Source organism: Acinetobacter sp. Swhac1 (assembly GCF_013390985.1).
Taxonomy (GTDB): domain Bacteria; phylum Pseudomonadota; class Gammaproteobacteria; order Pseudomonadales; family Moraxellaceae; genus Acinetobacter; species Acinetobacter towneri.
In genome coordinates this window covers 14,195-26,503 of record NZ_JACASN010000014.1, presented here as the reverse complement: position 1 = coordinate 26,503, position 12,309 = coordinate 14,195, and the positions used below count along the sequence as shown (strand labels likewise).

Sequence of the window (12,309 nt, the reverse complement as noted above, 5' to 3'; positions counted from 1 at the left end):
ATTTTTTATGCTCATGATTTGTTTAACCATGTATAAGTTTCAGCAAGATTATTCCATTCTTGCAATGCTGTATGCCAAATTTGCACTAGGTTGTGGTGCGATGAGCGATGAAGATCAAAACATCTATTCTCCTAGCAATAGGTGTAACACATGAAAAAAATAATCGGTTTATATCGCAACCAAAACATGCATTGGGTGGGCGATGGTTTTCCAGTCAAAAATCTATTTTCTTATGACCGTTTAGGGCAGGCGATCAGTCCATTTTTACTCTTGGATTATGCAGCGCCGTATCATTTTGATGCGACTACCGCACAACATGGTGTTGGTTCGCATCCACATCGCGGTTTTGAAACGGTGACGCTTGCCTATCGGGGCGAAGTGACGCATAAAGATTCGGCAGGTGGTGGTGGCACCATCAAAACAGGCGATGTGCAGTGGATGACAGCAGGTGCGGGTGTGGTGCATGAGGAATTTCACTCCAAAGACTATGCAGCACAAGGCGGATTGTTTGAAATGGTGCAGCTTTGGGTGAATTTGCCTGCCGCAGACAAAATGACATCGCCACGTTATCAAGCCATTGAATCTCAAAATATTCCGAAAATTGAGTTTGAAAATCAGGCGGGGCATTTACGCATTATTGCAGGTCAGTACGCAGAGCAATCTGGGCCTGCCAGCACCTTTAGCCCTGTCAATGTTTGGGATGGACAATTGAAAGCTGCACAGACCCAAGCGCTGCATGTGCTGGTAGATCACAATACTTTATTGGTGGTGTTGGCAGGTGAAGTGCGGGTCAATGGCAGTCAACTTGTGCAAGATCACTCAGTGGTGTTATTTGCTCAAGATGGCGAAGCGTTAATTCAGCTTGAAGCACTGCAAGATACGCAATTTTTAGTGCTGACAGGCAAGCCATTAAATGAACCTATTCAAGGCTATGGTCCATTTGTCATGAATACCAAGCAGGAAATCATTCAAGCTTTTGAAGATTTTAATCAAGGCAAGTTTGGTGAAATTCCGATTCAACATCAAGCGGGTTAAGCTTTAAAAAATCTTAGCCAAGAAAAAAGCCTCATGTCGATGTCCCGACCGAGGCTTTTGTTGTTCTGGCGCTGTCAAATTTCTAGTTTTAGCGGATTGATCATATTCCTTATGATAATTATATGTGATGTAGTTATCATTTTTGTGCTTGGTATCATAGCGTTTAGAGATTTATTTGTAAAACGAAAATTATAAAATTGGTGAATTTATCTACATGGTTTAGAACACTATTTATAGTATTAAAGAAATAATATAAATAAATTCTAAGGCTTATTTAAGCACTTTCTGATTGTTAAAAAATGTAATCATATTGCCAATGTACTTTGTGTTGTTTCTCTGTGAAAAGTACACAATCTGGTAGTTTTTAATAGCTCATTTTCCTTAGGCATGGTTCATAATTTCATAAAGTATGTAAAAAGATGGATGATCGGTTTGGATATCGCAGTGATCGGTAGTGGTATGGCTGGACTGGCTACCGCAAGAATTCTTAAAGATGCAGGGCATAACATTACAATTTTTGAGGCGCTGCCTGGTCGTGGAATGGACAGTCATAGCATCGAATTTGAGGATGGTTTAATTGATGCGCCGTTACGGGTCATGAACCCACATTTGTGGAAAAACACCCTCAGCTTGGCCACACATTTAGGCATTAAAACTTATCCTGTGCGTACTTATATGGCGTGCAGTTGGTTATTTGAAGATCGTACCGAAACTTGGCTGACCACAAGCCGTACCCGTATTGGTAATTTCCCAATCATTAACAACCGTAAAGGCATACAACAATACGGCTGGCGTTTGGTAAAAGGCATGTTGCAGTTAAAAACAGCCATCGCTAAATTTTTCAAATCTAAAAACCAAGACATTACCCTTGCGGAATTTATCAACCGTAACGAAATTGAAGAAGTGTTTTGGCATGGTGCAGTGATGCCAGTGCTTTACACCATTTGTACTTGTGACCCTAAAACCATTGGTGAATGGCCAGCAAAACCATTGTTGGTATTTTTACGCCAATTGACTGATGGTGATGCATTATTGCGTTTACAAGGTGGCACGCCTGCATTGGTTGATAAGTTGATTGAAGGTATTAATATTCAAAGTGGTGCAGCGATTACTCGTGTTCATCAACAAGAAGATGGTGTAATTGTTGAAAATTCTGAGGGTCAGTCGCAAACATTTGACCGTGTGGTGATTGCAACGCCAACCACTAAAGTTCAAGACTTCTTAGATAATCAACAATTTTCTGAAGATATTGAATTGCTCAAACAATTCAAATTCGAGCAGGGTGATTTGGTGATTCACACCGATCAAACGGTGATGCCGCCAAAACGTAAAGACTGGTCAGTTTTAAGTTATATGATGGATCGTAAATTTACCCGTCAGCAATTTACGGTATGGCTTAACTCGATTGAACCAACGTTGGTCGGCAAATCTCCAGTGTTCCAAACATGGCGTCCAGTCACACCAATTGATCCGAAAAAGATCATTTCAACGGTGACTTTAACCCGCGCTGTAGTGGATTCAAAGACGGTGGCATTAAACAAAGAGTTGCAGCAGCGCCATCACCAAGACAATCGTAAAGTGTTCTTCTGCGGTTCATGGTCGTGCGATGGTTTACCAATTTTAGAATCTGCAGTGACTTCCGCTATGCATATTGCAGAAATTTTTGGTGCACCATTACCGTTTATTGATTTAAAACCACAAGTTGAGGTTGCGCCGCAATTAGGTTATTAAGTTTAGGGTCTGTTGATATTTCATAAATGGTTTGTGCTGTAGGCTAAAACTGAGCAGATCAGGCATGAAACGCAGGGAATAGCGAGACTATTGCCAAGTTTCATAACGCAATCTGAGAAAGTTTTAGCCACAGCCTTTCAGGACAAGCATATTTTTTGCTGCTATTGCGTTATGAGTCAGTCATTTAGAATGACTAAATTTCCTGCCTCATGCCTTATATCGGCTAAAAAACCTTGCGAGATATATCTCTCATGTCGCAAACATAGATGAATTATCAACAGCCCCTCTTTTTTGAATTAGACTGAGTCAGTATGAAATGGCAACAGGCGATACGACAGCATTTTCCAAAACATAAATATGCCATTCAAGCGGCATATTTGGGAGATACTTCCGCACTGCCGTGGAGCAATTTAGGTTATTGGTCAGATGCAGTGGGATCTGATTATCCCGCTGCATGTCAAAATTTAGCAGCGCATTTGGCCGCAGCAGTGCATTTAAATTCAAAAGATGTTGTACTGGATTTAGGCTGTGGGCAAGGTGCCAGTCTTAAATATTGGTTGGAGCACTATCAAATACAACGACTTGAAGCTGTTGAGCTACAAGATCATCATGTGCAGTCGATTCGACAACATTTAAATTCAAATATTAAAATTCACGCTGCTTCATTTTTAAATTTAAAAGCACTTTTTCCACAACCACGTTTTGATGTGGTGTTCTGTATTGATGCGGCATATCACAGTCATTTGAATTCATTTTTAAGTCAGGTCAATGCAGTTTTGAATTCAAACGGACGTTTGGGCTTTCATTATTTAATTTGGGCAGAACAAGCGCCACCACATGCATTCAAACAGCTGCAATATCGTGCCTTATTAAAATCTGCCGATGTCAATTTTAAAGATCTAATGTCCGAAAGTCAGCTTCGAGCGGTCTTGGCACAGTTTGAATTTAAACAGATTCAGGTGGAAGATTTGTCGGCACAGGTTTTGGCGGGTTTTGCTGATTATGTGTATCAGCATCTCAAGCATCAAATTCAAACGCGAGATGCAGACTGGTTTAAAATTGCCATGACCGCACGTTTATGTGCCAAGTTCTATGCAGATGGCTGGATTAAATATGTGCAGGTGAGTGCGGAAAAAGCTTAATCTATTGTAATGAGCTGTTAGATGATGGGATTTTTCGGTGTTTAGTTGTCCATGCTTAGCTTTAAATCCTACCCACCACATGAAACTGCTTCGGTAAAATTTTTGCGCCACACGTCAATTGATCTCCGACATAAGCCACGGCTTTATCATCAAAAAGAATATGATCGTGACTTTTTATAATCGTGGACCAACGTTGGCACTGAGGGCAGAAATGTCCATCACCCGCCACTAAAAATAAATTTCCCATTTGAGAAACACGCATTTGGTTGGCAAGGATGATTCCACCATGATTGGTCATGGAATGATGCGTTGCAAAGCTTTGAGCCATGAGGTCTTCCTTAAACTGGAAAATTTTAGAGAAGCATTGTTTTAATACTCAATTTTCTAAGACTTATAATTTTAAATTTTTATTTTAATTCACAAAAATATTTTTAAATGTCAGTTTATATGGATGAAACATCAACAAAATAGACCATCAATATAAAAATACGATCTGAAATATGTGTACAGCATTCTAAATCATAAAATACATTTAACAAGTGAAAAGTCACAATCTTGTATTGCAATTGAAGTTTTGCAGATACATCGAAGCCCTAAATAAATTGGAGATTCGAGCAGCATGAGGAAGATAAAAATATACGTTTATAGAAACAAAAAACCTCATAAATTAAAAACTTATGAGGTTTAATATGGTGCCGGCACACGGATTCGAACTGTGGACCTACTGATTACAAGTCAGTTGCTCTACCAACTGAGCTATGCCGGCGTTGTGTAGAGAATTTTACAGAATTTTTACGTGTGCGCAAGCCAAAAAGTAACCGTTTAATGCAGGGCATAGAGTTTTTGAAGATTTTGTACACAGTATTTTGGCGCGTTACAAACGAGGAAATCACATAGAAGGTTTTGTATGAAATGAGCCCAGCGGGTGGGCTCATTGAAGAAAATAACTTGAAATGAAGTGTGAAAAGCGATTATTTATTTCTTAAGATGCGATCTAAATCCTGTGCACATTCTTCTAAGGTAAAGGCCATATCAAGTTGCATTTGTGGTTTGAGTTCATTTGCGAGCGTTCTCCATTGTTCAATTAGGCGAATGGCTTTTTGAATCTTATGTTTGTTGATGTCTTTGGCGATGGTAGGCGTATATCCTCCACGTTTAGCATTTTTAATTTGTTTGACATAATTTTGGCTGTTATTCATGTTCGCTCCCGAATAGCAGTTATATATGTAAGGCATTTGCATGCTTTTATTATGCTAAAGCTTAATGATGACCCTTTTATGTAGAAAGCTGAGATGACGAAATAAAAATAAAAAAAGGTTTTGATAAAAAACAATAAATTTCTTCACCTCTCCTTTTTTGACGGCATAACTCAGTTGTAGCATAGCGATTGAAGATTGTCTTGACTGCAGAGTAACGCAATGTGTTATGTTTGTTGATTTTTCATCAATAGAGGGATTGAGGATTATCAAAATTGGCGATGGAGATGGTCTTAACTGCAAATTCCGTTTATCGCTTTATCCATTTTACGCTCTAGATAATTGCCAAGTTGCTGATTAGAATAGCGCCACTATAAAAATAGCAACGATAATAACAATGCAAAGTTCACTCTTTGCTGTATTAGAAAAATTTGGCTTAAGCCCTCAACACCGCACAATTCATATCCAGTTTTCTAATTCAGCCTTAAATCATCAGGTCTTTTTGCAGTGCGTTTATGGTCAGCATGCCATCAACCAAGGTTTGCAGATGGATGTCTTATGCCTCTCACCGCATGCAAATTTGCCGTTGAAACAATTTATTGGCAGTCGGGTGGCTGTAGATCAACTCACCGATCAAGGCGAATTATTTCGACATAGCGGCATTATTACTGCAGCAGCGCAAGGGCAAAGTGATGGCACGCTCAGTCTCTATAAATTGCAGATTCAGGATGCAACGGCTTTGTGGCATAAACGCCGCAACAGTCGGGTATTTATGAATAAAACTGTGGTGGAGGTGAGTGAAATTCTGTTTAAAGAATGGCAAGACCGCAGTGCATTATTTGCTGCAAGTTTAAGTTTAGATTTAAGTGGTCTCAGTCAGCGTTATGCAATTCGACCTCTCATCATACAATCCAACGAAAGCGATTATGAGTTTTTAACCCGTTTGTGGCGTAGCGAAGGCATCAATTGGTTGGTGGATGAAAAACAACCTTGGGTTGAGCATTTTTTAACGCCTATGGATACACAAAAATTAAGACTGATTGAGCAGAATAGTCATTATCAGCCCTTAAAACGTAGACGAGTGGCATTTCAGCGTACAAGTGCAATCGAGCAGCGGGATAGCATTTACACTTGGATGGCACAGCGTAACCTGCAACCCACTGAAGTACAGTTACAACGCTGGCAACCCGATCTTTTGGCACAGGACCAAAATTCAGTACAGTTCACATCGCCCTTACAAAGTAGCACACAAAATAGTGAAGCTTTAAGTTTAGAACAGGCGTGGTGCGTGAGTCCTGCGTGGATGCAAGACTTAACTGGGCAAGATCAGGTGACAGCTGCAAGTACCGAACAATTAGAACAATTGGGACAACAATTGGCTCAGTATTATGATTTGCAGGCAAAATATTTTTCCGCGCAAAGTAATTTACGTGATGCGCAAGTGGGGTATTGGTTTGAATTACACGGGCATGCTGAAATTGATCAACATCCCCAAACTGAACGAGAGTTTTTAATACTGTCCAAACAGTTTTATAACCAAAACAATTTAGCACCTGAATTACAACAGCATTTTTTGAGTCTGCTGCAACAAAGTCAGTGGACATTTCAGTTACCGTTGGAGGGTGATCCTCAACAATTTTGTCAATTGAATTTGATTCGACGACATATTGCGCTCGTTCCAGAGTTTAATCCATTAGTGCATCGTCCCGTGGCTTATCCACAGCGCGCTAAAGTGGTTGGACCTGAGGATGAAACCGTGCATGTAGATGCGTGGGGGCGTATTAAAGTTCGGTTTTTATTTACCCGAAGTGATGACCACTTGCATGATGGTGGTGCGGGTGCCAACGACAATGAGAGCGATTCGGCGTGGGTGGATGTACTCACACCGTGGGCAGGTGAGGGTTATGGTGCAAGATTTCACCCACGTATTGGTGAAATTGTGGTGGTGGATTTCTTTGATGGCAATATTGATCGTCCTTTTGTGGTTGGACGTTTACATGAGGCAGAACGACAACAGACACAATTCGATACAGTTGGAACTCTACCCGATACCAAATACTTGAGCGGGATTCGTTCACAAGAAATACGTGGTGCAGGGTTTAACCAACTTCGCTTCAATGACACCACCAAACAATTCAGTGCGCAATTGCAGAGTAGTCATGCTGCGAGTCAGTTGAATTTAGGATATTTGAGCCATCCAATGCGGCAGGAGGATTCAATTGGGCGCGGCGAAGGCTTTGAATTAAGAACTGATCGGTGGGGAGCTGTGCGTGCAGGTGCAGGCTTACTGCTTTCAACTCATCCACAAGCACAGGCACAAGCGTATCATTTAGATGCGAGTCCTGCCAAAAGGCAATTGGAGTCTAGTTTAGCGGCAAGCAAAGGCTTAAGTGAGTTGGCACAAAATCAGCAAACAGATCCTTTGGAAACACTGGAGCATCTCAAAGAATTTTTAAATCAAATTGAACTAGAAGATCAAACTAAAGCGGCAAGTTTTAAGCAGGCGGTTATGATTCTTTGTGCGCCCAACTCAATTGCAGTTTCAACTCAGCAAGATTTACACCTTTCTGCAGATCAACATATTCATCAAAGTGCCGCAGGCAGTATTAATGTTTCTACCCAAAAATCTGTGATTACACATGCACGCGATAAAATCAGTTTATTTGCAGCGGAGCAAGGTATACGTGCTTTTGCAGCCAAGGGTAAAGTCGAAATTCAGGCACAAGATGGTGCTATAGATGCAATTGCACGCCAGAAAATCAAGCTGATTTCTACGGAAGATCGGGTGGAAATTACCAGTCCAAAAGAAATTGTGCTAACGGCAGGTGGTTCACAAATCAAAATTAATTCAAAAGGTGTTTTTGTGAGTACTTCAGCTAAATTTGAGGCGAAAGCAGGACAGCATTGTTTTGAGGGTGGGGAGAAGATTATTGAAGAAAAAATAAGCTTGCCTAAGTCACCAACGTTATTCAGTAATAAAATTAATTATCAGTGGAATCAGCCCTCTACAGGAGAAAAAGAAATCTTTGTTTTAGATAAATTGAATGGAAAGCTCATTAAAACTAATAAATCTATATTAAATGAAAATAATCAATTGAGTACGTTACGCTTTTATACCTCTCAACCGACAGACTTTGTTGCTTTAGGCTTCGCGTCTTTATATACACAACTGATCCAAGAATCGAATCTTGACAATATAGATGAACTAATGGATGAGGTCACGGAGATTAACTCTGAGGACGATGTATATGCTGAAGAGGAGGTTAAGTAATGAGTAATTTAGTTACAGTAATCTCAAAAATTTATGATGCCTCTGGGAAATATGTTATCAATTTAAACGTTAAATCGCGTTATAAAGGTTCATCAAGAGAAAATTCAAAAAAAACAGATAAAGAGGGATTATTTATATTTCAAGGTTCGCCTAATCGAACTGTAGAAATTTTGGCAAAGCCTCCTAATGCTAAAGATTATATTGTGATTAAAACGCTTAACTCATCTCTTGTTTCTTCTAGAAACAATCCTCTAAAAGTATTTTTACCTAAAAGCATAGAAGAATATCGGAAAGAAAAAATTACACCTAGCTCAAAAGGAATTGTCACAACTTTATTTAAAGTCATAGATTGTAATGAAAAAGTTTTAATTAATTTCCCTGTGAAATCTCGTCCCAAAGGAAGACAAAGTTCATTTGAACGTACGACAGATGAGCAAGGAATTGTAGAAGTACTTTCTTCACCCAATCGGGACATAGAAATTCTAGTTTTGAATTTGGAAGATAAATTTGTACTGAAAAGTACTATTAACTCAGAAAATGGCTCTCAAACACCAATCATAATTAAACTAGATGAGCCTTATGAAAATTTTATAAGTAAGACATTCATAAGTCTTTTGGATCGTAATCATCAAGATTATGTGGTTGAAAATACCAAAGTGGAAATTGTTGCGTTAGGTACTCAAACTAAAAAAATTCTTTCTATATCCAATGGAAAAATTCCTGTTCAAAGCAGGGTTGGTGAGAAAATTCAGATTACTGTATTTAAGCCAGATGGCTCTCCTTTAAGCCCAGAAACTTATTTAGTAAAAAGCTTAAAACAAAATAATGTTAAATTGGTTTTGGATGTGGATGTCGTTAAAGGTAACACTAATCAGGATAAGCCAACCATAAATAAAAGAATAGATAACGCAGAGTGTGCTTGTAATAGAGATATCACTGTAGAAGAATTTAAGAAGATTACAAATACTTCGACTGCATTAAGTTTTTTAAATGATTTGAATCAACAATTTAAAAAATTAAGTATGAATAGGTGTTTAGAAAAAGCACATTTTATCGCACATACATTACATGAAACTGCGGGTTATAGACTTATGGAGGAAGGGCTAGGAGGAAAGTCGGAAAGTGAGGTTTATGATGGATATAAAGGTAGGGGCCTAATGCAAATTACCTATAAATCAAATTATGAGGGATATGGTAAAGCTATTAATGAGAACTTTCTAGGAGCCAATAAAGTACGTATTGCTACGGAGAAAAAACATGCGGTAGGTTCGGCGGTGTGGTATTGGCTTCATTCTAAATCAGGTGGCTTAACTCCTTATGCACTAAATAATGATTTGATAGCCACATGCTCTTTAATTAATGGGGGATATAATGGTTTCGATGATAGAGAGAACTACTTAAAAAGAGCTATTTCCGCTTTCAATATTAAAGAATGTGGATATCTTAATAAAAAAATAATAGCCACGTTGGACTCATATTTGAGTTTTGAGGAAAGTTCTATTGCGCAGAATAAAAGTGGTGAAAGCTTTGGTTGGGGACTATGGAATGATCCACTAGGTAAAAAAAAGGGAAAAATTAAAAATTTAAACGAAGCAAAAAAAGGATATATGCGTTTTCTTGAAATGACTAAAACGACAACCTTTCCATTTGGTACTAAAAAAGAAGGTGGGCAGATAGTGAGTCGAAAGCGTTATGGTTATACGGCGAATGCTGCGAAATTATTTGCTGAAAAAAGGTTAAAAGAATTATGAGAATTTTCTTTATTTTGTTATTTATTTTAGTTTCTTGTACACAGGTTTATTCTTCAGAAAAAGATTACTATTGTTTTAGTAGTGGTAGCAAATCTGTTCTATTGGTGCCTAGTGAATATCCTAATATAAATTCAATTATGTATTATCCATTCATGAAAAAAATTGAACTATCTACGACTTTAAGGATTGAAGAAGTGGATATGGGGGATAACGCCAAGCCTGAAATTTATAGGACAGTACAAGAGATTATTGACAATAAAGTGAATGGACAATACAGGTTTATGTCACAAGGCTATATCTTGTATGAAGCAGAATATTTAAATTTAAAAACTAAAAAGACAACAGTTTTTAATAAAATAAATTTAGATGCAAAGGGTATTAATTGCATTTAATAAAATCAAGAAGCCGACTCTCGTCGGCCTCTTTATCTTAACCTTCCAAAACTTCTTCTAGCAGCTCCTCACTTGGGGCAAAGTAATATGCGCCATCCATGGCAGTCACAAAGTGCAATAAACGGTCATGGATGCCATCACCTGAAGTACCAAACATACGTTCTAACATGGCATCAATAATGCTCAAATCTTTGGTATAAGCAATAAAGAATAAACCCTGATCGCCCTTGCCATCACCATAAGGTAAAGAGTGGCGCAAAATTTCCATTTCATCGCCTGCATCATCTTCAACGACTGTACGTGAAACGTGCGAATTTTCAGGTTGTACATCTTCGTCTAATTCAATCGATTCAAGTTTGGTGCGTCCAATCACGTGTTCTTGGGCATCGACTTTGAGCTTTTTCCATTTTTCTAAATCGTGACAATAGCGCTGTGCAAAAATAAAAGAACCATCGGCAAACACGCCTGCATCTTCCCCTAAAAGTGCAACTTCGGCACGATCATCTGGAAATTGTGGGTTTTCGGTACCATCAATAAATCCCGTCATGTCGCGTCCATCAAAATAACGGAAACAGACCCGTTCATCCAACACTTCAATTTTGTCTTGGATCCCCTCAAAAAAGGCCTGACTGAGCGAAAAGCAAATATCTGAACGGGCACTCGCGAGATGAATAATCACATCGGCAGGCACGACAGGCATTGGGTACGCCCCTTGAATCGGTTGTAATTGTTTAAAACCATCTGGAGATTGCTCATAGAGTTGTGCCCAAAGTTCAGGACTAAAAGCAACGCCAGTTTTAATTTGGGCATGTGGATGTTGGGTAATCAAACGATCCCGTGTGCTAAACAAGTCAGCCAATTTTTCTTTTAACTCAGTAATGCTTAAGTCTTTTAAACGAAGTACAAGAAAGCGAGCATGATCTGAAGGTAGTGGCAAAATTACAGATTGGGCAGTCATGTATAGCTCCTGAAAATTTGTTGTTTTCTATAAAGTTGACTTTATTGTGCCTGATTGCATGCAGGCTTAATAGCCTGAACCCGATTTTATTCAACGTTTTTAGCCATGAGATTAAGTGAAATATCATATAATGCACTGTCTTGTGAAAAGCAGCGATATATGTCTTATCAAGTTTGGATTGCGTTTATGTTGGCCTGTTGGGTGATTAGTGTTTCACCTGGCGCGGGTGCGATTGCTTCGATGTCGAGCGGTTTGAGTTATGGTTTTCGACATGGTTATTGGAATGCGATTGGTCTACAACTGGCTTTATTATTGCAAATTGCGATTGTAGCCGCAGGGGCAGGGGTATTATTTGCGACAACGCCTTGGGCATTTCTGATTGTGAAATGGTTTGGTGTGGCGTATTTGTTGTATCTGGCGTATTTGCAATGGGCAGCGCCTGCACAGTCGATTGAAATTCAGCATGAGTTGACGCGCAAATCTGCTGGAAAATTGGTGATGTACGGCTTTCTGGTTAATATGAGCAATCCCAAAGCAATTGTGTTTTTATTGGCAGTTTTACCGCAATTTTTAGATTTATCTAAACCACAATGGACGCAATATGCAATTATGGCGTTGACCATGATTAGTATTGATTTGATTGTGATGGCGGGCTATACGGGCTTGGCTGCTAAAGTTTTACGTTTGTTAAGATCACCGAAGCAGCAAAAAGTCATGAATCGTACTTTTGCTGCATTGTTTGCAGGCGCTGCTTTTTTGTTGAGTTTGGTGCATCAGTAATGCCTTCAATTAAACAAAAGTGTATGTTGTAATTATAAAAAAATAGATTGAGA

The 12,309-nt window shown here is 39.0% G+C and carries 9 protein-coding genes, 1 tRNA gene and 1 pseudogene; 7 read left to right on the top strand and 4 right to left on the bottom strand.

Annotated features, from left to right (window positions below):
• Nucleotides 1-150: 150 nt before the first annotated feature.
• From HX743_RS08800 to HX743_RS08790, 3 genes are all read left to right on the top strand, one after another.
• Entirely contained in the window at nucleotides 151-1,035 is an 885-nt protein-coding gene (locus HX743_RS08800) for a pirin family protein (protein WP_178319021.1), read from the top strand.
• Between the two features lie 423 nt (nucleotides 1,036-1,458).
• A complete protein-coding gene (locus HX743_RS08795) occupies nucleotides 1,459-2,766 on the top strand; it encodes an FAD-dependent oxidoreductase (RefSeq protein ID WP_178319020.1) in 1,308 nt (435 codons plus the stop codon).
• A 311-nt stretch (nucleotides 2,767-3,077) separates the two neighbouring features.
• Nucleotides 3,078-3,908: a cyclopropane-fatty-acyl-phospholipid synthase family protein gene (locus HX743_RS08790; protein ID WP_178319019.1), complete on the top strand. Its 831-nt coding sequence runs from the start codon at nucleotides 3,078-3,080 to the stop codon at nucleotides 3,906-3,908.
• 70 nt (nucleotides 3,909-3,978) lie between these two features.
• On the opposite strand, the pseudogene HX743_RS08785 reads toward HX743_RS08790, so the two are convergent.
• The 3 genes and pseudogenes from HX743_RS08785 to HX743_RS08775 all read right to left on the bottom strand — a co-directional run.
• Nucleotides 3,979-4,236 (bottom strand): annotated as a pseudogene (locus tag HX743_RS08785) (PAAR domain-containing protein); the annotation flags it as partial.
• 362 nt (nucleotides 4,237-4,598) lie between these two features.
• Nucleotides 4,599-4,674, bottom strand: a tRNA-Thr gene (locus HX743_RS08780).
• Between the two features lie 205 nt (nucleotides 4,675-4,879).
• Nucleotides 4,880-5,107, bottom strand: a complete 228-nt coding sequence (locus HX743_RS08775; protein WP_004970172.1) for a hypothetical protein — start codon at nucleotides 5,105-5,107, stop codon at nucleotides 4,880-4,882.
• Between the two features lie 394 nt (nucleotides 5,108-5,501).
• Between HX743_RS08775 and HX743_RS08770 the strand changes: the two genes are divergently transcribed.
• From HX743_RS08770 to HX743_RS16365, 3 genes are all read left to right on the top strand, one after another.
• Nucleotides 5,502-8,375: a type VI secretion system Vgr family protein gene (locus HX743_RS08770; protein ID WP_178319018.1), complete on the top strand. Its 2,874-nt coding sequence runs from the start codon at nucleotides 5,502-5,504 to the stop codon at nucleotides 8,373-8,375.
• Nucleotides 8,375-10,126: a glycoside hydrolase family 19 protein gene (locus HX743_RS08765; protein WP_178319017.1), complete on the top strand. Its 1,752-nt coding sequence runs from the start codon at nucleotides 8,375-8,377 to the stop codon at nucleotides 10,124-10,126. Before HX743_RS08770 ends, HX743_RS08765 begins: the two co-directional genes overlap by 1 nt.
• Nucleotides 10,127-10,278: 152 nt before the next feature.
• On the top strand, nucleotides 10,279-10,518 hold the full coding sequence (locus tag HX743_RS16365) for a hypothetical protein (protein ID WP_180168693.1): 240 nt from the start codon (nucleotides 10,279-10,281) through the stop codon (nucleotides 10,516-10,518).
• 37 nt (nucleotides 10,519-10,555) lie between these two features.
• Here the strand turns inward: HX743_RS16365 and HX743_RS08755 are convergent, their stop codons facing one another.
• The gene (locus HX743_RS08755) at nucleotides 10,556-11,476 is read right to left on the bottom strand and encodes a Dyp-type peroxidase (RefSeq protein WP_178319015.1); all 921 of its coding nucleotides are present in this window, start codon (nucleotides 11,474-11,476) and stop codon (nucleotides 10,556-10,558) included.
• A gap of 159 nt (nucleotides 11,477-11,635) precedes the next feature.
• On the opposite strand from HX743_RS08755, the gene HX743_RS08750 reads away from it, so the two are divergent.
• A complete protein-coding gene (locus tag HX743_RS08750; protein ID WP_178319014.1) occupies nucleotides 11,636-12,256 on the top strand; it encodes a LysE family transporter in 621 nt (206 codons plus the stop codon).
• The last annotated feature ends 53 nt before the right edge of the window (nucleotides 12,257-12,309 follow it).